Source organism: Coriobacteriia bacterium (assembly GCA_034370385.1).
Lineage (GTDB): Bacteria > Actinomycetota > Coriobacteriia > Anaerosomatales > PHET01 > JAXMKZ01.
In genome coordinates this window covers 145,015-163,780 of record JAXMKZ010000044.1, presented here as the reverse complement: position 1 = coordinate 163,780, position 18,766 = coordinate 145,015, and the positions used below count along the sequence as shown (strand labels likewise).

Sequence of the window (18,766 nt, the reverse complement as noted above, 5' to 3'; positions counted from 1 at the left end):
CTCGCGGTCCTTCCCATCGAGACTGAAAGGAGCCGCCACCCCGCCCGAGAGGCATCTCGCCCCAAGGACGGGAGCAGCGGCTCCCGCGGTACCACCTCGGTTGGCCCCGAACCTGCGGGCCCTCTTGTTCCGGCTACGCCATGGCGTATGCCTTGGTGAAGCTCGCACCTCACCCGTCCCGGTATCGGAGGATCCGGCTCCCCTACGTGGCACCGTTCACGATCGGTGCTTTCAGGTCGCGGCTGATGGAGTGAACCGGTGGTGCCGTCGTCGTGGAGCCCTCTCAGTCTCGAGACTCCTCCCTGGGCCGACGATCCTTCCGCCCACCGTCTTCTCCGTCATCGCCTTGCACTATTCGATTGAGCCGAGATTGTAGCGCTATCGCCGTCGCCCCGCCAGCGCTCAAGCGTGCTTCCGACGGGCACAACCAGCACGGCTCGACCGCGGACGCACGTGCGCGGGGTTGCGGATGCATCCACGACGGGATTGGCGTCTCCACGCAACCGAACCCCCTCGTCAGGCATCACGCGGTCCACGCGGTGAACGACCGGGCCGTGGCCCGGTGAGACGGCAAGGACGATGTCTCCCTGCCGCACACCGGCCCCACGCCTGAAGATCACCAGGTCTCCGTGTGCGAGCGCAGGACGCATGGACCCGCCCGTGACGGCGACCGGGATGTACTCCCGCGAACCGACGACGACCAGGACAGCGACCAGGATGTAGGCGACGACCATGGGCAAAGCCTGATTCAACCGCTCAAGCATCAGTGGACCTGCTCGGCATCGACGTAGAGCGACAGCCGCACGTAGTCGTTAGCCAACGTGTTCGGGGCTTCAGCTGGCAGCCCCACCTCGAAGCGCACCTGACCTCGAGCGGCCGGAGCGAGCCGCACCGGTGCCGTGCGCATGCTCGACAGCGGGCCCCGGTACAGCTCGGTCTCTCCGCAGGTCGCCCGGCACGTCAACGCCTCGTAGAAATCCGTTATGCCGGCCTTCTTCGATGCAGTGACGACGACATCCACCGGAAGTGAACCATCGTTGATGACCGACACATCCCGTGCGACCACCGCTCCTGGCGCGAGCGCGTCGATGGACAGTGGCGCGACCGTCGGCTCGGTCGAGATCGCAACCGTCCCCGCCCGTATCACTGAATCGGGAACCTGCACCTGAGCCGTGAAGTACGCGCTCGCCGCGCCGACCGACAGGGCCAGCACTGCACCCACCGCGGTCACGATGACCTTTCTGAGCATGATGACGTCCTCCTCTCAAAGACGCACGTCGAGGGGAGACGCGCATACCCGCTGCCGTGCGGATGCCCGGCCGGATTCAAGCTAGCCGACGACGCTTTCCGCTTTCTTTCGAATGTCAAAATGCCGGGCCGCGCTCCGGCGACGCCGTGCGACTGCCTATGCGGCACCACGAGTGGGGTATGAGCTCTTCAATGACTGCACAGCCGAGGAGGACCCATGAACCGCCCCATCGCCCTCGCGTCCGTCTTCATCGCCCTCCTGCTTGCCCTGAGCGTCGGCGGCTGCGCCCCCGAACAAGAACCGGCCGCGCCGCTGCCGGTCGCTCCAGCTGAGGCCGAACCGCCGGAGACGGGCCAGTCCCTGCCCGCCGACCTGTACTCTCGCATCGAAAGCTACGAGTCGTGGAAGCCTGCACCCGACTTCGCCGAGCCCGCCCCCGCGAAGGGGCCGCACGGCGAGCAGGTGCGCATCTTCCTCGATCCGGCTGCCGAAGACGGCTACTTCAAAGCCGCGGCAAGCTCCGCATCGGGCGGTCACACGTGGCCCGAGCGCAGCATCATCGTCAAGGAGATCCTCGCCGGCGGCGAGGTGATCCAGCTCGCCGCCATGGAAAAGACCGCCGACGGTTGGTACTGGGGCGAGTGGTCCGCCGAGGGCGACCCGGTCGTAGAGGAAGGCGTCGGCACAGAGCCGTGCGAGGGTTGCCACTCACAGGGCGGGACCGACGGCACGCTGGGCGTACTGCTCGCCCCGTGATCGGCTGCAACTCACCGGACGAACCGAAGGGCCCCGCCGCGGCGGGGCCCTTCGTGGGTAGATCCTGTCACGCCGTAAGCTACGCGCGGGGAGTCCCTACGCGGCCTGGTTCTTCACCATCTCAGTGAGCTTTGCGAACGATGCGGCGTCGTTGACGGCCATGTCCGAGAGCACCTTGCGGTCGAGGGTGATGCCGGCCTTCTTCAGGCCGTTCATGAACACCGAGTACGACAGCCCGTTGAGACGAGCCGCGGCGTTGATGCGGGTGATCCACAGGCGGCGGATCTCACGCTTCTTGTTGCGGCGGTCACGGTAGACGTACTGGAGAGAGTGCTGGACCTGCTCCTTGGCGGCACGGTAGCTACGGCTTTTCGCACCGTAGTAGCCCTTGGCCTTGGTAAGTACGGTGCGGCGCTTCTTCTTCGCGCCCACTGCGCGCTTCACGCGAGGCATAACTGATCACTCCTTGCTTTGGCGTCGAGGGTAGACGGCCGTTTCGGGCTAGCCGAGGCCGAGGTTCTTCTTGATGACACGTGCGTCGCAGGCTGCGACTTCGGTCTCCTGGCGGAACCCGCGCTTACGCTTGGGGCTCTTGTGCTCGAGGATGTGGCTCTTGAACGCCTTTCCTCGCATGACCTTGCCGGTGCCGGTCACACGGAACCGCTTGGCGGTCGACTTGTGCGTCTTCTGCTTGGGCATATCTGCCGTTCCTCCCTAGCTGCTCTCGTCCGCCGGCTCTTCGGCGGCGCTCTCGTCTTCGATCGGCTGCTCCTTGATCTCCTTCTTCTTCAAAGGAGCGAGCAGCATATGCATGTTGCGGCCCTCAAGCTTGGGCTGCGTCTCGATGATCGCCAGATCCTGCAACTCGCCGGCGAGCTTCTCGAGGATATTCAAACCGAGTTCCGGGTGGGCCATCTCACGACCGCGGAACATGATCGTGACCTTCACCTTGGCACCCGCGTCGAGAAAGCGAAGGATGTGCTTCTTCTTGGTCTCGTAGTCGTGCTTGTCGACCTTCGGGCGGAACTTCATTTCCTTGAGCTCGATCTTCGACTGGTTCTTACGAGCGGCCTTCTCTTTCATCGACTGCTCGTACTTGAACTTGCCGAAGTCCATGATCTTGCAGACGGGCGGGTCCGCAGTCGGGGCGATCTCAACGAGATCGAATCCCTGCTCGTCCGCTATGCGCAGCGCATCGCTCATGGCGAAGATGCCGAGCTGGCTTCCGTCAAATCCGATGAGCCGGCACTTCGACGCGCGAATGCGGTCGTTGAGCCTGTACTCCGTGCTGCTGATAGGCAGCTCACCTCCGTGCTCACGGAGCCGCACCTACGGGCGGCTCCTCTTCCTGCAAAACAAAGAACTCCCGCACGGCGAAGGCCGACGGGAGTGTCACGCGCACTGCGGACCCACGGGGGCCTCAGGCTCGCATCTCATCGACCTGGCAGCTGCCCTAAGTTCGGCGCCGCTCGGGTGGGGACCATTCTCGTCCTCATCGGACGGGGTCCCGCTTGTAGGCGATATTCGATTGGTTCGGGGAGTATACCTGCACCGCCGCGAGGTGTCACGTCCTACCGAACCAGCAGTAATGCCAGAACGCCGAAGACGCCGAGCGCCGTCCCTGCGATAGCCCATGTGAGGAGCCAAGCCTCGGCGCGCGTCAGGCCGCCCGCGACTGCTACGACGCGCTGACGCGTCACCGCACGCCATGCCGGCTCGACCGGCACCTTCTGCTCCTGGGCTTCCAGCGACGACTGGTACGCTTCCCACCGTCGTTCGTACAGAGCGAGCAGAGGTGCCCAGACATCTCCGGGTGGCAGGCGCAGCGACCAGCGCGCGGGGATGCGCTCGCGCAGCACCCACGTGACCGCGCCCAGGGCCGTCCCGAGCACTACGGGCCACGTGAGAGCCCACAGGTAGTGGCTGTCGAGTGACTTCAAGGCCGCCGAGCGCACAACCTCAGCGTCCACCAACCACACCCAACCGACGACGAACGCGAACAGCAGCCCGAACGCTATCGACCGCCCACGCGGTACCGAGTCCGTCTCGGTCTCGGTGCGCGATCCAGTCCGCAGGTATACCAGTGCGAGGAAGCGCACCATCAAAAGCGTCGTCCCCACGGCCGCAAGCGGAAGCAGGAGCTCGAGCGCGTGAGCGACCGCATCGGGCGTCTTGCCCGCGACCGCCTTGAGCGCCATCTTCGCCACGGCTCCGCTCGTGAACGGCAGTCCGGCCAACGAGAGTGCCGGAAGTGCCAACGCCACGACGACCGCACGCGGGCGGGCGCCTGCGGCCGCGACGTCATCGCCCGCGAAGAGCGCAGCCTTGGCGAGACCGTGGTGGAGAAGATACACGGCCACGGCCGCCACGGCCGCCGGCCAAAGTTCCGCCTTCATGAGTCCGGCCCCCACACCCACCCACATGAGCCCGAACTGGCTCACGCTCGAGTAAGCGAGCACGTGGCGCGCATGGCGCTGGAAGATTCCGCACACGACTCCGTAGAAGGCACTCGCAAGGCCGAATATGACAAGCGCGAGCCCCCACTCGGCCAGATCGATCACGCCACCCGGCATGAAGCGCACGAGCCCCAGCACTCCTGCCGTCGAGACGACGCCGGCCAAGGCAGCACCCGATCCCCTCGTCGCCGCCCGATACGCACCGGGCATCCATCCACCCAGCCCGAGCATCGACACCTTCAGGCCGAACGAGGCGAGAATCGAGAGCGTGCCTGCCATGAACCACGGTGACACGAGGAGGTTGTAGGCAAACGGTCCCTCGCCCGCAGCGCCCACGAGCAGGCCGGTGAGCAACAAAGCCTCCCCCACCACCGTGAGCGCGAGATACGCCTTGCCTGCGGCGCTCGCACGCGGCGTCCCGTCATCGACGATCAGGCCGTAAGCGGACAGCGCCATCACGCCAAAGCACGCATAGAACGCGGCGGGGTCACGCGCAAAGGCGAGCAGCAGCGATGCGAAGGCCGACAGCGTCAGGAGCGTCCTGAAGCGCAGGGGATGCGAGCGCGGGGCCCGCCAGGTGCTCACGGCCGCTGCGAGCCACCCGATCGATGCCAGCACGAGGAACGCGACTCCGGCGCCGTCCAGCCCGAAGGCCGCCGGATCCCAGGGCCGAAGTGCCGTTGGGACGATACCGGCCACTGCCGCCGACCACGCGGAGGGCGTCCACGGTGCACCGGCGGCCACGCCGAACGCAACTCCGGCGAGTGCGGTGAGTCCGAGCGGCCACACCATGCGCGCATCGGCTTCGCGCACCCCGAAGGCTGCCCGCTTCGGCTCGGGCCATTCGCGCTCCGTCGCCCCGAACCACGCCTTGCCGATCATCGGCATCAGGTAGGCCGCGTTGAGTACGCTGCTCAGCCCCAGAACAACGAGCGGCCACAGTTGACCGGCGTCGAGCGCCCCCGATCCCAGCCCCCACTTGGTGACGAAGCCGGAGATGGGCGCCACTCCGATGATGCCCAGCGCAGCCAGTGAGAATGCGACCATGGTGAAGGGCATGCGGCGCCCCACACCATTCATCTGGCTCACACGTGAGACGCCAAGCTCCTCAGCGAGCACTCCGGCCGTGAAGAACATCGTGATCTTCATGACCGCGTGGTGCGCGATGTGTGCGACTGCAGCCGCCACGGCGACCGGCGTGCCGATCGCCAGCCCCAGTACGATGTAGGAGAGCTGCCCGATGGTCGAGTACGCAAGCCGCTTCTTGATGTCGTCGAAGGCCAACGCGCGCACCGATGCGAAGATCATCGTGAACGCGGCAAGCGCGGCGAGAGGCACGAGCACTCCGAGGACTCCGGCCGCCTGTGGTCCATAGACGTGTAGGACGACTCTCGCGATACCGAACACCCCCGCCTTGACCACGGCGACGGCATGGAGCAACGCGCTCACCGGTGCCGGCGCCACCATCGCAGCCGGTAGCCACCCATGGGCCGGGAAGAGCGCGGCCTTGACCCCGAAGCCCGCGATGAGCAGCACGAAGATGGCGATCAGCTCGGTGCGCCGACCCGCCATCAGCTCTGCCGAAAGAGCACCACCCTCCGCGAAGTCGCCGACTCCCCCAAGGGTGGCGAGCCCTATGATCCCCAGCGCGAGCAGCACGCCGCCGCCCAGCGCGTAGAGCAGGTACGTGCGCCCTCCGGCGATGGCCTTCGGCGTGCCGGAATGAACCACCAGCGGGTACGTTGCGAGCGTCAGTACCTCGTAGAAGACGAAGAGGGTGAGCAGGTTCGCGGACAAAGCGATTCCCGCCGCCGACCCCACGCACAGTGCGAAGAAGCCGAAGAACCGCGCTTTGTCTCGGCCATGTGACAGGTAGCCGATCGCATAGACCGTCGTCACCAGCCACAGGGCACTTGCGACGACAGCGAAGACCGCGCCGAGCGCATCCGCGCGCAGCGCAAGACCGATACCCAGAAGCTCGATTCCGACTCTGGCAGGCGTATCACCGCTGGCAGCATCAAGACCCACCGCGACCGCGGAGAGTGTGGTCACGGTCGCTGCGCACAGGGCGATCGTCTCGCGGATGCGCCCGCGAGCCTCTCCCAGCGCAAACACGACCGCCGCGCAAGCGAACGGCATGAACGCCGTCGTCAGAAGAGCGAACTGAGTAAATGTCATCGGCCCACACCCGCCAAGGACGCGGCGGCCGGGCCGATGAGGTCGAGCACGGGCTGTCCGAGGACGCCCACGAACAGCGACGCGAATGCCAGTGCAAGCGGCACCCACGTCAAAGCTGCCGGAGCAGATTGGAGCACCACGGCCTCCCCGACCGGAGCCCGCATGAAGACTCCGACTACACGGAAGACGTACGCACCGGCAAGAAGGCCACCGATGAGGACCGGTATGGCCCACCACCAAGCGGTCGAGCCCAGTGCGGCGGAGACGTAGAGCCACTTGGAGACGAAGCCGCCACTGGGCGGCAGTCCCAGCATAGAGACCCCCGCGACGCCGAACGCCAGCACGAGCGCGGGCGCGGTACGCACGAGCCCCGTGAGGTCGGCGATGCGATCATGCCCCGCTCGCACCAGTACGGTCCCGGCGACAAGGAACATCGCGCTCTTTGCCAGAGCGTGGCTCACGGCGTGGAACACGCCCGCTGTGATCGCCGTCGCTGCCGGCGCGGTGCCACCTGAGGCAGCGGTCACTCCGAAGAGTATGAACAGATAGCCGATCTGCGCGACCGTCGAGTACGCGACGAGCATCTTCAGTCTCGACTGCATCAACGCATGCACCGACCCCCAGACGATCGCGACGGCTCCCAGCACACCGAGTGCAGTCGAGAGTGCATCCGCCGCTCCGGAGACCGAAAACACGCCGATGATCGAGAGCAGGACGTAGAAGGAGCCCTTGACGACCAGAGCCGACAGGACCGCGCTGACGGGCGCCGGCGCGTTCGCATGAGCCGGCGGAAGCCAGAAGTGCAACGGCACGAGCGCCGTCTTGAGCACAAGCCCGGTCACGATGAGAGCGAGGCCCACCAAGCCCGCGGGGCTGTTGCCGGCGACAGTCGAAAGCGCATCAAGATCCAAGACGCCGAATGCACCGTAGAGCATCGCCACGCCGAGCAGGTAGAACAAGGAACCGCCCACCGCAGCCAGCATATAGCGCATCGCAGCTGTAAGCGCGCTGCGCGATCCGGCCACGGAGACGAGCGCGACGGCCGAGACGCTCACCAACTCGAGGCACACGTAGAGGTTGAACGCGTCATTCGTCGAGAACAGCGCGGTGAGAGATCCCCACAGGAAGAGCCACAGCGGCCAGAAGAGCCGGTAGCGCTCGTCGGAGCCGAAGTAGGCCACCGAGTAGATGGTGACGCCGAGCGCGACGACACTCGTGAGCAGAATGAGTACCGCCGAGATGCCGTCGACAACCAGGTCGATGCCGAGCGGCGCCCCCCAGCCCCCTATCTCGTAGCGCAGTTCGCCGCGTGATGCCACGGCAACGGCAAGGGCGATCGCGAGAGCGGTCTCGAGGACTGCGGTAAGCACCGAGACGACACGCGCGCCGCGCGCGCTGACGACGAACGCGATGGGCGCGGCGAACAGCAGCGTCACGATGCACAACGCCGGCAGCTGGACTATCAGAGCCTCAGACATCCCCGCGCTCCGCACTCTCAAGGTCGGTGCAGCCAGTCTCGGTGAAGATGCGTTTGACCAGCGCGAGCGCGAACGCCGTCGCCGAGACCGTGACGACGATGCCGGTCAGCACCATGGCATGCGGCAGCGGGTCGGGCACGTCGCCGGGAACGCGTCGCGCGATAGCAACGATCACGAGAAAGCAGCCGGAGCTCATGATGTTGAGCGCAAGCACCTTGTGGAGCAGATGCGGCCGCGTGATCAAGCCGTAGAGCCCGATGCAGAAGAGCAGGGCGCCCGCAACGGCATACAGATCGGTCTGACTCGGCACGTGTCCGATCACCCCTCTCGCTCGTGACGCTCGGGCGTCGCTGACGAGATGAACAGGCTCACGAGTATCACGCCGATAGAGAAGGTGAGCCACGACTCGATCACAAGCATGAGAGGCTTCGCGAGGCCATCGGGATAGTCCAACAGCGTCCCCCCTGAGAGCAGCGGCATCAGCGCGATCAGCAGGAACACGATGAAGCCCACAGCGATGGCCACGCGAAGCGCAAGCCGAGTCACCCAGCCAGGACGTGCGTACCCGGACAGCGCAAGCAACACGCCCGCGGCACCCAACACCGCCCCGGCCTGGAAGGCACCACCGGGCGCGTGCTCCCCTGCCCACAGCAGGTAGCCGCTCGTGAGAACCATGAGCGGAACGAGCACTCGCGTCATGCTCGACAGCACGGGGTCAGCGGCGGGCGCCAGCGGAGCCCAGATGCCGGAGGTACCCTTACGAAGCGAAAGCACCCCGATGGTGGCCAGCATCAGCACCGCGATCTCGAGCAGGGTGTCGTAGCCGCGGAAGTTCAACAGTACCGCTGTGACAGCGTTCTTCACGCCACTTTGAGCCAGATTCTGCTCGATGACCGGCGCGAGCCCCGGCTCCTTCTCGGGAATCGCCACAACGCCCGATGCGAGCATCGCGAACACGAGCACACACAAGAGGCCCGCGACGAAGCGCAGACCCACACGAAGCGGCCGCCGCGATTCATTCATCGCCATCACCCTCACGCACTGACGGCCCGGCCACCGGGAACGGCACGTCCCGCCCGCGCAGGTGTCCCGCCGCGTCGAGCAGCAACGCCCCGGTGATGCCGGCTCCGATGGCTGCCTCCGCTAGAGCGATATCCGGCGCCGCCAGTCTCACCCACGCGAGCGCGGTGAGCAGACCAAAGGCGATGAAGAGCACGACTGACCGGAACAGCTTGACCTCAGCAAGCGTCCGGAGGGCCAGCCACACGATGGCGAGCAGTAGCACGGTGTCAAACAAGATGCCCGTCGCGCTCATCCACGCCTCCACGGCTTTGTGCCGCTTACACGAGCGGCTTCAGAGATGAGATGCCCCGCGGTGGCGCCAGCTATCAGCACGAGCACCCATGTGAGCACGAGCTTCGCGGCAACGACCAGGGATCCTGCCTGGACAGACAGGGCGATGACAATGAAGCCAAGGCCCAGGTTGTCCGCCTTCGTGAGCGCATGGAGACGCGTGTAGACATCGGGGAAGCGCAGAACCCCGACGGATCCGGCGACGAAGAAGACGGTCCCGATCACAAGCAGCGCAAGCGTCAAGAGATCCTTCAGCGTCATGGCTGCTCGCCTACCGAGGTATCGCGCGGACCCTTGTGCCATGCACGCTTCACGAAGGCCACCGCGGTCATCGCAGCCAACAGTGCGAAGACAAGGCCGACATCCCTCAACGACGGCATGTTCAGCCCCTCAGAGAGAAGCAGGAGCATCGCGACGCCGGAGGTGCCGAACAGCTGTGCCGCCAGCATCCGATCGGCGGGCGACGGCCCGCGCTCGACTCTGATCAGCCCGACCACGATCGTCGCAAGCAGAACGGTAGCGAACGCGACGTACACGACGTCACTCACGCGCACCACCGCCCCGACCCGCAGCTGCCGCGGGCTCGAGCGACAGCCCCAGCGCTTCGGAGATTCGCGATTCGACCTGCCGCACATCGTCGAGGATAGGCAGATTGCAGTCGAGCACGTGCATCACGAGCGTGTCACCTTCGAATCCCGAGCTCAATGTGCCCGGCAGCAGACTCACCGTGTCTGCGAGCAGAACGCGAGCGGACTCTGTAGGCAGCCTGACAGGATAGGACACGAAACCCGGAGAGATAGGCATGGAAGGGCGCAGGGCCCGTAGCGCGACATCGACCCCTCCTACAATCGACTGATGAGCGAAGAAGACGATGAATCGCAGTGTTCCGCCCGCGCGCAGCCTCCACGCACGCGCCGGCGTCAGTCTCAGGGACGTGATGGAGGCGAGTACGACGAAGGGCACGCCGAACAACCAGGAGGACGGCTCGCCCTCCGCGAGCACCCACCACACGAAGGCGAACGCTACGAGGCGCTCGGTGAATCGCAGTGCCAACCTCATCGAACCACCGCGGTCTCGCTTTCGACCCGGTGCGCGAAATCAGCAACACGCACTGCGCCGATGTCACCCTCAGTGCGCTCGCGCACGCCCACGGTGCCGTCCTCGGCCTCGCGATCGCCCACAATCAGCATGTAGGGCACCTTCTGCTGCTGCGCCTTGGCGATCTTCACGCGCATCGGCTCGTTGTCCGCGTACACCTCCACGCGCACATCGGAGGCCACCAGCTCGGCGGCTACCTTCTGTGCGTACTCCAGGTGGCGGTCGGCAATCGGGATGATGACGGCTTGAACCGGCGCGAGCCACGTCGGGAACGCGCCCGCGTAGTGCTCGATGAGGATGCCGAGGAAGCGCTCCATCGATCCGAGGATCGTACGGTGAAGCATGAACGGCCGTGCCTCGGTGTTGTCCGCCGTGCGATACGTCATGTCAAAGCGCATGGGGTTGTTGAAGTCGACCTGGATGGTGGCCGTCTGCCATGTGCGACCGATGGCATCGCGCAGCTTGATGTCGATCTTCGGCCCGTAGAACGCGCCGTCGCCCTCGTTGATGTCGTACTCCATACCCCGCTGGTCGAGTGCGTCGATGAGCGCCTTGGTGGCGTGCTCCCACTCATCGTCGAAGCCTTCGATCGACTTCTCGGGGCGCGTGGAAACTTCGGCGGTGTACTCGAACCCGAAGACGCCGTTCACGTAGTCGACAAGGTCGAGCATGAGCATGACCTCAGGCGTGACCTGCTCGGCGGTACAGAAGATGTGTGCGTCATCCTGGGTGAAGCCACGGGCCCGCATGAGGCCATGCACGACACCCGAGAGCTCGTGGCGATACACCGTGCCGAACTCAAACATGCGGATGGGCAGGTCGCGATAGGACCGCAGGGCGTTGTTGTAGATCATGATGTGGCCCGGGCAGTTCATGGGCTTGATGCCGTAGTCATTGACGCGCCCGTCGCCCTCGTCCACCTGGAAGAAATACATGTTCTCGCGGTAGTTGTCCCAGTGCCCCGAGATCTTCCACACGTCGGCCTTGTAGATGTGCGGCGTGATCGCTTCGACGTACCCGCGACGGTAGAGCTCGGCGCGCAGCCACTCCTGGATCATGCGCAGCACGCGCGCACCCTTCGGGTGGTACAGCGGCAGGCCGGCGCCGGCCTGTTCGTGGAGCGAGAACAGATCGAGCTCGCGGCCCAGCTTGCGATGATCGCGCTTCTCAGCCTCCTCGATGCGGGTCAGATACGCTTCGAGATCCTTGGGCGTGAACCACGCGGTGCCATAGATGCGCTGCAGCATCGGCCGATCCGAGTCACCCCGCCAGTAGGCGCCGGCGATCTTCGTGAGCTTGAACGCGCCCACGCGCCCCGAGTCCGGGATGTGCGGGCCGCGGCACAGGTCGATGAAGCCACCCTGCGAGTAGGTGGAGATGGTCGCGTCGTCAGGCAGCTCGTTGATGAGCTCTTGCTTGAACGTCTGACCGTCCATGCGATCGAACGCCTCGAGCCGCGTCCACTCCTCGCGAACGAACGGCGCCTCGAGAGAGATGATCTGCCGCATCCGCTCCTCGATCGCCTCAAGATCCTCGGGCGTGAAGGTGCGGCCGATGTTGAAGTCGTAGTAGAAGCCATCCTCGATCGAGGGGCCGATGCCGAACTCGGCATGAGGGAACAGTTCGCGGACCGCCTCGGCCATGACGTGCGCCGTCGAATGGCGAAGCAGGTCGAGCGCCTCGGGGCTTCGATCGGTGATGATCTCGATGGTGTCCCCGTTTGCGACCACACGGTTCACGTCTACCATCTCGCCGTTCACCTTGCCCGCAAGGGAGGCCTGCGCCAGCCGGGCGCCGATAGCCGCGGCGACATCGTGGACGGTCGCCCCTTCGGGAACCGCCTTCTCAGACCCGTCGGGAAGCTTCACGTTGATGTCAGGCATCGCATGACTCCTGTCGTGTGCGCGAACGCCCCGCGACAAGGGCGGGGCGGTCATCGTTGTCGTACGAAATGCGCAGGTGGCAGGGTGCCTACTCCTGGCGCGTCTTGCAATACGGACAGACCGTCCACTGAAGCTTGAGCGCCCTGCCGCAGTCTGTGCAGGACTTGCGCAGCTTCTTCATGCAGTACGGACAGATCAAGAAGTCGTGGTCCACAGGCTTGTAGCATGCGGGACAAGATTCGAAATCGCGCGACAACGTGACCTCTTTGGCGCGAATCTCCAAGTCCCGCTCACGCGCGTCATCGATGAACTCCGGTGGACGCACGACCAGGTAGATAATCCACCCGGCCACGGGGAAGATCAGTGCTGCCAAGCCCCAGAACCATCCCATGGCACCGCGGCGGTTCGCATCACGCCACGTCCAGAAGACGAGCGCGATCCACAGGACGACGCTGAACAGGATGCACAGCTGGGATACGAGCTTGAAAAGCGGGCTATCAAGAACCGGTGCGAGAAGGTCGCCCATCATCTCCCCTTATCAGGCCACCCGCGCAGGCGCGCGGACGTACGCAGGGATGATATCAGAAGCCGCTCACTTCCTTGCCCTACGGCTCGAGCTTCGTCGCCAGGATGTCACGAAGCGCAGCCCGCGCCTGTCCGGCTGTGGCGAGCGACCCTGTGATGACCATAGCGCCCGGGTGCGTCCGCACCAGCTCCGGGAGCCCCTGAGCGAGCGTACCGACGAACACAGGAGCCACCCCGGTGCGCTCCCCGATGACTGCGCCCATCTCCTCGGCCGAGCGTGCACGAGGCGTGTCGGGCGCTACGACCGCGAAACCAGACGCAACGGGCGCAAGAGCTGCCACGATGCCGTCAGCGTCCTTGTCCGAAAGGATACCGAGCGCGACCAATGGCCGCTGTGCGGAATCGGGCCACGCATCGCGGATGGCTCCCGCCAGCACTGCAGCCGCCTCAGGGTTGTGCGAGCCGTCCACGATCAACGCAGGGTGGTGACGAACCATCTCGAACCTGCCCGGGAACCGAACGCCACTCACCGCCCTGCGTACATCCTTCGCATCGAGCGCGCGTCCCAGGTGCGCCTCCGCAGCTGCGATGGCGATCGCAACGTTTCCTGCCTGGTACGCCGGGGCGGCTACTTCAAGGTCCGTGTAGGACCCGCGAGTTCCTCGTACGTCCATCCTGGTAGAACCGTCAGGCGACGCCGGGCGGCTGCGCACGTGGTAGCGCACCGTCAGTTCTTCGTGCGCGAAGGAGGGTTCATCGGCGGCCAGCACCGCCACCCAGTCGTGCCCACCGACCCGAGCGATCTGCGCACGGAACACGTCCTCGACCCCGGCGACTCCCGGTCCAAGCACGGCAGTTGCACCGGGCTTGATGATGGCCGCCTTCTCGGCGGCGATGGCCTCGCGGGTCGCGCCGAGAACCGCGGTGTGATCCAGCCCCACGCCCGTGATCACGGCGACCCGCGGCGTGGTCACGCTGGTTGCGTCCCAGCGACCACCCATCCCCACTTCCAGAACCGCGACCTCGGTCCCACGCTCGCGAAACAGCCACAGTGCCGACGCAGTGAGCAGCTCGAATTCGGTGGCATCCGCTGCCGCGCCCGGCGCAGCGCCGGCGCTCATGGCCACGCGGGCCGCCGCCTCAAGGGCCGCGCCCACCGCGCGCGCGAACTCGCCGTCCCCCACGACCGAGCCACCGATCTCCATGCGTTCCGGGTAGCGCTCCAGTTCGGGACTCGTATACAGAGCGCTGGCCAGGCCCTCGGCGCGCAGTAGTGCGTCGGTGATCCGTGCCACCGAGGTCTTTCCGTTGGTTCCTGTCACCTGAATGACGTCGAAGCTGTCCTGCGGTCGGCCGAGCTCCTCGCACATCGCCCCGATGCCGTCGAGGGACGGGTTGATGCCGAACCTGAGCGCGGTCGCCAGCACAGCCGCCGCCTCGAGGTAGCCGACCTCGCTCATGGCGCTCGCTACCCTCCGAGTTCGGCGAGTTGGGCTTCGATGGTTCGGAGCGTGTCGGCAAGATCGGAGGCCTTGGCACGGTCCTTCTCCACGATCTCGAACGCTGCCTTGGCGAGGAAGCCCTCGTTGCCGAGCTTGCGCTCGAGCTTCTCCAGCTCGCCTGCGGTCTTTCCGCGCTCGCGGTGGAGTCGCGCCGCCTCGGCTTCGAAGTCGACTAGCCCCTCCAGCGGCACGTAGACCTCTAGGCCGCTTGCGATGACCGTGGCCGAGTGCGGTGGCTTCACCGAGTCGGTCGCCGCCACGAAACCACTCACGCCGGCCAGCCTCGACATCTCCGAGAACTCGCTCTCCACCCAACGCGTCTCGGACTCGCCCGCGGTGCGGAAGACCACATCCACGCCCTGCTTGGGCGGAACCTGGTAGCGCGCACGCACCGCGCGAATGCCGGTGACGACCTCGATCAGTCGTCCGATGGAACGCTCGGCCCCTTCATCCTCGAAGCGGGCGAGCGCTGCGGCGTCCGGCCAGGATGCGACCATGAGGGAGGGCGCGTCATCGCCGTGGGGCACGTTGCGCCATATCGCCTCGGTCACATAGGGCATCAGCGGGTGGAGCAACCGCAGCGCTTGGTCGAGGACGAACACGAGCACCCGCTGCACGCCGCCGCGCTGGGAGTCGTCACGCAGACGGCCCTTAGCCAGCTCGATGTACCAGTCGCAGAACTCATTCCAGAAGAAGTCGTAGAGCAGACGCGCGACCTCGCCGAACTCGTAGGTGTCGAGGCCCTCGCTCACGCGTGCGGACAGCCCGGCAAGCCGCGACAGGATCCACCGGTCCGCGACGGTGTGCGCCACCGGCTCGCCCGGCTCGTAGCCGTCGAGGTTCATCAGCACGAACCGACTCGCGTTCCAGATCTTGTTGGCGAAGTTCCGGCTGGAGACGAGCTTCTCCTCGCTGAACTTCAGGTCTTGGGCGCCCGTGACCTGGAGCATCAGACCGAAGCGCATACCGTCGGCACCGTAGTGCTCCATGAGATCCAGGGGGTCGACGCCGGTACCGAGCGACTTGCTCATGCGTCGGCCTTCGGCGTTGAAGACCGTCGGGTGGATGATCACATCATCGAACGGGATCTTGCCGTCGACGAAGTACATGCCGCTCATCACCATGCGTGCCACCCAGAGGAACAGGATGTCACGGGCGGTGGACAGTACGCCCGTCGGGTAGAAGTAGTCCACGCGCGGGTCGGCATCGGGCCAGCCCAACGTTGCGAACGGCCACAGCTGCGAGCTGAACCACGTGTCGAGCACGTCCTCGTCCTGCCGAACCGCCGCGCTGCCGCACGTAGGACATACCGTCAGGTCCTCCTCGCTTGCCACCATCGCGCCGCAGGCGTCGCAGTAGAACACCGGAATGCGGTGACCCCACCACAGTTGGCGCGATATGCACCAGTCGCGGATGTTCTCCATCCAATGGAAGTAGACGTTCTCCCAGCGCTTGGGATGGAACGTCACGCGCCCATCGCGCACCGCCGCAATCGCAGGGGCCGCGAGCGGCTTCATATCGACGAACCACTGGTCCGAAAGCCACGGCTCGACGGTGGTGTGGCACCGGTAGCAGTGCCCGACCGAGTGGACGTGGTCGTCGGTGTGCTCGAGCAGTCCTGCTGCGTCGAGGTCGGCGATGATGCGCTTGCGAGCCTCATAGCGGTCGAGTCCGGCGTAGGCGCCCCCTGCTTCTGCGATCGTCGCATCTGCTTCCAGGATGTTGATCTGGGGACAGTCATGCCGGGCGCCGATCTCGAAGTCGTTCACATCGTGGGCCGGCGTGACCTTCACGGCCCCGGAGCCGAAGCTCGGGTCGACGTAGTCGTCGGCGACGATTGGAATCTCCCGACCAAGCAGCGGCAACACCACGGTCGCGCCCACCAGCGCCGTATAGCGCTCGTCGTCAGGATGGACCGCCACGCAGGTGTCGCCGAGCATCGTCTCCGGACGGGTCGTGGCGACCACGACGTGATCCACGCCGCCCACCGCCTCCTTGAGTGGGTAGCGCAAGTGCCACAGGTGGCTGTCCATATCCTCGTGCTCGACCTCGATGTCGGACAGCGCCGTGGTGCAGCGCGGACACCAGTTGATGATTCGCTTGCCGCGGTAGATCAGACCCGCTTCGAACCAGTCGACGAAGACCTTGCGAACCGCCTGCTGATAGCTGGGGTCCATGGTGAACCACTCGTCGGAGTAGTCGCAGGAGCACCCCATCGCCTTGAGCTGGCTGATGATCGTCGAGCCGTGCTCGTGACGCCATTCCCAGCAGGCGTCGATGAACGCCTCCCGGCCCACGTCATGGCGACTCTTGCCTTCGGCAGCGAGCTTCTGCTCGACTTTGTTCTGCGTCGCAATGCCCGCGTGGTCGGTACCCACGATCCATCGCGTCGGACGACCGGTCATGCGTTGGCGGCGAACGACAACGTCCTGGATCGTGTTGTTGAGCGCATGGCCCATGTGGAGCGAGCCGGTCACGTTGGGCGGGGGGATGACCACCGAGTAGGGCCTGACGCCCTCAACCATGTCGGCGCCGAAGTAACCGCCCTTCGTCCACGAGTCGAAGATGGGGCCTTCGACGGCCTTGGGGTCGTAGGCGGTCGGCATGTCGCTCACTGGCGGTCCCTTCGTCACCGGATTGTCGTGTATGCGCGATTCTATCAGGCACGGGTGGGCGACCGGCGGCCAACGGCCAAACTGGCGATTGGGTCACGTCGCTACGTGGAACAATCCACGGTAGTGGGCGGAGGGGCCGCCGACCAGCGAGGTGATAGCCATGGCGTGCGAACTGTCCGTCGGCTGTCCATACTTCAACTCCACCACCGGCATGCCGCCGGCAACGTCAGCGATGTTCAAGGCCCGGTACTGCCGAAGTCACAACCACGAGTGCGCCCGTTACGCGGTGTACGTGAGGCTGGGGAGACAGTCCATCCCCGATGACCTGCCGCCCAACGAGAGGCTGCGCGCGCTGACGATCATCCGCGCACCGCACGCGCACGCGTCCTGACGGTCGGCGCTACGCGGAAGCCTCGTGCGCTTGGCCGCGACGCACGAGGGTAGGCCCGGCATCGCCGTCCACAGCCTCAGCGGTGACAACGACGCGTTCGATGTCACTTTCGCTGGGCAGCATATACATGGTGTCGAGGAGAATGCCCTCACAGATCGAGCGAAGGCCGCGAGCACCGGTGCCGCGCTTCATGGCTTGGTGCGCGATGGCCGAGAGCGCATCTTCGGTGAAGAAGAGTTCGGCCTCTTCCAGGGCGAACAGGCGCTGGTACTGCTTCACGAGTGCGTTCTTGGGCTCGGTCAGGATGTGGATCAGGTCGGCCTCAGTGAGCTCCGTGACACCGGTGACCACCGGCAAGCGTCCGACGAACTCGGGAATCAGCCCAAATCGGTTGAGATCTTCGGGCAGCACCCGAGCGAGCAGCTCACTCTCTGAGTCGCGCGACGCGTCTGAGAGCTCGGCCTGGAAGCCGACACCCTTCTTGCCGATGCGGTCGGCGATGATCTTGTCGAGCCCCACAAAGGCCCCACCGAGGATGAACAGCACGTTCGTGGTGTCGATCTTGAGCAGCTCCTGCTGGGGGTGCTTGCGCCCTCCCTGAGGCGGCACCGATGCCTCAGTGCCTTCGAGGATCTTGAGCAGCGCCTGCTGCACGCCCTCACCCGAGACGTCGCGCGTGATGGACAGGTTCTCGGCCTTGCGCGCGACCTTATCGATCTCGTCGATGTAGATGATGCCGACCTCGGCGCGCTTGATGTCGAAATCAGCGGCCGTGATGAGCTTGAGCAGGATGTTCTCGACGTCCTCGCCGACATATCCCGCCTCAGTGAGCGCCGTGGCATCCGCGATGGCGAATGGCACCTTGAGCACACGAGCGAGCGTCTGAGCGAGCAGAGTCTTGCCGCAGCCCGTGGGTCCCAGAAGCAGAATGTTGCTCTTCGCCAGTTCGACTTCCTCATCAGCCGAAGATGGCGGCAGCGTGACCCGGCGGTAGTGGTTGTACACCGCGACGGACAGGACCTTCTTCGCCCGCTCCTGACCGATGACATAGCCGTTCAGGGCCTCGTGAAGCTCCAGCGGCGTGGGCAGATCGTCGAGCAGTGTGTCCTCAGACGCCGCCTCGGCAACCTCATCTTCGACGATGTCGTTGCACAGCTCGATGCACTCATCGCAGATGTAGACACCCGGGCCGGCTATGAGTTTCTTGACGTGCCGCTGGCTCTTGCCGCAGAACGAGCATTTGAGCTGGTCGGAGCCTTCCGGCGTGCGCGAGGGACTCACG

Annotated in this window: 19 protein-coding genes and 1 pseudogene; 2 read left to right on the top strand and 18 right to left on the bottom strand. The window is 65.5% G+C overall.

Going from position 1 to position 18,766, the window contains the following annotated elements; translation table 11 throughout:
* Nucleotides 1–338: 338 nt before the first annotated feature.
* The gene (locus U1E26_09685) at nucleotides 339–764 is read right to left on the bottom strand and encodes a S24/S26 family peptidase (GenBank protein ID MDZ4169907.1); all 426 of its coding nucleotides are present in this window, start codon (nucleotides 762–764) and stop codon (nucleotides 339–341) included.
* Complete coding sequence (locus U1E26_09680; GenBank protein ID MDZ4169906.1) at nucleotides 764–1,249, bottom strand: TasA family protein; 486 nt, start codon at nucleotides 1,247–1,249, stop codon at nucleotides 764–766. The genes U1E26_09685 and U1E26_09680 overlap by 1 nt, the downstream gene beginning before the upstream one ends.
* A 216-nt stretch (nucleotides 1,250–1,465) precedes the next feature.
* On the opposite strand from U1E26_09680, the gene U1E26_09675 reads away from it, so the two are divergent.
* Complete coding sequence (locus tag U1E26_09675; GenBank protein MDZ4169905.1) at nucleotides 1,466–2,005, top strand: hypothetical protein; 540 nt, start codon at nucleotides 1,466–1,468, stop codon at nucleotides 2,003–2,005.
* Between the two features lie 96 nt (nucleotides 2,006–2,101).
* Here U1E26_09675 and rplT read toward each other — a convergent pair whose 3' ends face one another.
* The 15 genes and pseudogenes from rplT to U1E26_09600 all read right to left on the bottom strand — a co-directional run bounded on the left by rplT (nucleotide 2,102) and on the right by U1E26_09600 (nucleotide 17,084).
* Complete coding sequence (gene rplT, locus U1E26_09670) at nucleotides 2,102–2,458, bottom strand: 50S ribosomal protein L20 (GenBank protein MDZ4169904.1); 357 nt, start codon at nucleotides 2,456–2,458, stop codon at nucleotides 2,102–2,104.
* A 48-nt stretch (nucleotides 2,459–2,506) separates the two neighbouring features.
* On the bottom strand, nucleotides 2,507–2,704 hold the full coding sequence (rpmI, locus tag U1E26_09665; GenBank protein ID MDZ4169903.1) for a 50S ribosomal protein L35: 198 nt from the start codon (nucleotides 2,702–2,704) through the stop codon (nucleotides 2,507–2,509).
* 15 nt (nucleotides 2,705–2,719) lie between these two features.
* Nucleotides 2,720–3,334 carry a translation initiation factor IF-3 gene (gene infC, locus U1E26_09660; protein MDZ4169902.1) on the bottom strand — a complete coding sequence of 205 codons (615 nt, stop codon included), beginning with the start codon at nucleotides 3,332–3,334 and terminating at the stop codon, nucleotides 2,720–2,722.
* Nucleotides 3,335–3,576: 242 nt separating this feature from the next.
* The gene (locus tag U1E26_09655; protein ID MDZ4169901.1) at nucleotides 3,577–6,639 is read right to left on the bottom strand and encodes a proton-conducting transporter membrane subunit; all 3,063 of its coding nucleotides are present in this window, start codon (nucleotides 6,637–6,639) and stop codon (nucleotides 3,577–3,579) included.
* Nucleotides 6,636–8,117 carry a proton-conducting transporter membrane subunit gene (locus U1E26_09650; protein MDZ4169900.1) on the bottom strand — a complete coding sequence of 494 codons (1,482 nt, stop codon included), beginning with the start codon at nucleotides 8,115–8,117 and terminating at the stop codon, nucleotides 6,636–6,638. The genes U1E26_09655 and U1E26_09650 overlap by 4 nt, the downstream gene beginning before the upstream one ends.
* The gene (locus U1E26_09645) at nucleotides 8,110–8,427 is read right to left on the bottom strand and encodes a cation:proton antiporter subunit C (GenBank protein MDZ4169899.1); all 318 of its coding nucleotides are present in this window, start codon (nucleotides 8,425–8,427) and stop codon (nucleotides 8,110–8,112) included. The genes U1E26_09650 and U1E26_09645 overlap by 8 nt, the downstream gene beginning before the upstream one ends.
* Nucleotides 8,428–8,435: 8 nt before the next feature.
* On the bottom strand, nucleotides 8,436–9,140 hold the full coding sequence (gene mbhE / locus U1E26_09640; GenBank protein ID MDZ4169898.1) for a hydrogen gas-evolving membrane-bound hydrogenase subunit E: 705 nt from the start codon (nucleotides 9,138–9,140) through the stop codon (nucleotides 8,436–8,438).
* A 58-nt stretch (nucleotides 9,141–9,198) separates the two neighbouring features.
* Nucleotides 9,199–9,432: pseudogene (locus U1E26_09635) on the bottom strand (hydrogenase subunit MbhD domain-containing protein).
* Nucleotides 9,429–9,731, bottom strand: a complete 303-nt coding sequence (gene mnhG / locus U1E26_09630) for a monovalent cation/H(+) antiporter subunit G (GenBank protein MDZ4169897.1) — start codon at nucleotides 9,729–9,731, stop codon at nucleotides 9,429–9,431. Before mnhG ends, U1E26_09635 begins: the two are co-directional and overlap by 4 nt.
* Entirely contained in the window at nucleotides 9,728–10,018 is a 291-nt protein-coding gene (locus U1E26_09625) for a monovalent cation/H+ antiporter complex subunit F (GenBank protein MDZ4169896.1), read from the bottom strand. Before U1E26_09625 ends, mnhG begins: the two co-directional genes overlap by 4 nt.
* A complete protein-coding gene (locus U1E26_09620; protein ID MDZ4169895.1) occupies nucleotides 10,011–10,529 on the bottom strand; it encodes a Na+/H+ antiporter subunit E in 519 nt (172 codons plus the stop codon). Before U1E26_09620 ends, U1E26_09625 begins: the two co-directional genes overlap by 8 nt.
* Entirely contained in the window at nucleotides 10,526–12,451 is a 1,926-nt protein-coding gene (thrS, locus tag U1E26_09615) for a threonine--tRNA ligase (GenBank protein MDZ4169894.1), read from the bottom strand. The genes U1E26_09620 and thrS overlap by 4 nt, the downstream gene beginning before the upstream one ends.
* Nucleotides 12,452–12,539: 88 nt before the next feature.
* Nucleotides 12,540–12,977, bottom strand: a complete 438-nt coding sequence (locus tag U1E26_09610; GenBank protein MDZ4169893.1) for a zinc ribbon domain-containing protein — start codon at nucleotides 12,975–12,977, stop codon at nucleotides 12,540–12,542.
* A 79-nt stretch (nucleotides 12,978–13,056) separates the two neighbouring features.
* A complete protein-coding gene (locus U1E26_09605; GenBank protein ID MDZ4169892.1) occupies nucleotides 13,057–14,436 on the bottom strand; it encodes a Mur ligase family protein in 1,380 nt (459 codons plus the stop codon).
* 8 nt (nucleotides 14,437–14,444) lie between these two features.
* Nucleotides 14,445–17,084, bottom strand: a complete 2,640-nt coding sequence (locus U1E26_09600; protein ID MDZ4169891.1) for a valine--tRNA ligase — start codon at nucleotides 17,082–17,084, stop codon at nucleotides 14,445–14,447.
* Between the two features lie 169 nt (nucleotides 17,085–17,253).
* Here U1E26_09600 and U1E26_09595 point away from each other — a divergent pair, with 169 nt between their 5' ends.
* Nucleotides 17,254–17,484, top strand: coding sequence for a hypothetical protein (locus tag U1E26_09595; protein ID MDZ4169890.1), 231 nt, complete (start codon nucleotides 17,254–17,256; stop codon nucleotides 17,482–17,484).
* A gap of 9 nt (nucleotides 17,485–17,493) precedes the next feature.
* On the opposite strand, the gene clpX is transcribed toward U1E26_09595, so the two are convergent.
* A complete protein-coding gene (clpX, locus tag U1E26_09590) occupies nucleotides 17,494–18,765 on the bottom strand; it encodes an ATP-dependent Clp protease ATP-binding subunit ClpX (protein MDZ4169889.1) in 1,272 nt (423 codons plus the stop codon).
* Nucleotide 18,766 lies beyond the last annotated feature (1 nt).

Bases quoted from the DNA above. Each gene is read 5' to 3' on its own strand.
- U1E26_09685 (MDZ4169907.1), bottom strand. From the start codon at position 764: ATGCTTGAGCGGTTGAATCAGGCTTTGCCCATGGTCGTCGCCTACATC.
- U1E26_09680 (MDZ4169906.1), bottom strand. From the start codon at position 1,249: ATGCTCAGAAAGGTCATCGTGACCGCGGTGGGTGCAGTGCTGGCCCTG.
- U1E26_09675 (MDZ4169905.1), top strand. From the start codon at position 1,466: ATGAACCGCCCCATCGCCCTCGCGTCCGTCTTCATCGCCCTCCTGCTT.
- rplT (MDZ4169904.1), bottom strand. From the start codon at position 2,458: ATGCCTCGCGTGAAGCGCGCAGTGGGCGCGAAGAAGAAGCGCCGCACC.
- rpmI (MDZ4169903.1), bottom strand. From the start codon at position 2,704: ATGCCCAAGCAGAAGACGCACAAGTCGACCGCCAAGCGGTTCCGTGTG.
- U1E26_09655 (MDZ4169901.1), bottom strand. From the start codon at position 6,639: ATGACATTTACTCAGTTCGCTCTTCTGACGACGGCGTTCATGCCGTTC.
- U1E26_09650 (MDZ4169900.1), bottom strand. From the start codon at position 8,117: ATGTCTGAGGCTCTGATAGTCCAGCTGCCGGCGTTGTGCATCGTGACG.
- mbhE (MDZ4169898.1), bottom strand. From the start codon at position 9,140: ATGAATGAATCGCGGCGGCCGCTTCGTGTGGGTCTGCGCTTCGTCGCG.
- mnhG (MDZ4169897.1), bottom strand. From the start codon at position 9,731: ATGACGCTGAAGGATCTCTTGACGCTTGCGCTGCTTGTGATCGGGACC.
- U1E26_09620 (MDZ4169895.1), bottom strand. From the start codon at position 10,529: ATGAGGTTGGCACTGCGATTCACCGAGCGCCTCGTAGCGTTCGCCTTC.
- thrS (MDZ4169894.1), bottom strand. From the start codon at position 12,451: ATGCCTGACATCAACGTGAAGCTTCCCGACGGGTCTGAGAAGGCGGTT.
- U1E26_09610 (MDZ4169893.1), bottom strand. From the start codon at position 12,977: ATGGGCGACCTTCTCGCACCGGTTCTTGATAGCCCGCTTTTCAAGCTC.
- U1E26_09605 (MDZ4169892.1), bottom strand. From the start codon at position 14,436: ATGAGCGAGGTCGGCTACCTCGAGGCGGCGGCTGTGCTGGCGACCGCG.
- U1E26_09600 (MDZ4169891.1), bottom strand. From the start codon at position 17,084: ATGCCGACCGCCTACGACCCCAAGGCCGTCGAAGGCCCCATCTTCGAC.
- U1E26_09595 (MDZ4169890.1), top strand. From the start codon at position 17,254: ATGGCGTGCGAACTGTCCGTCGGCTGTCCATACTTCAACTCCACCACC.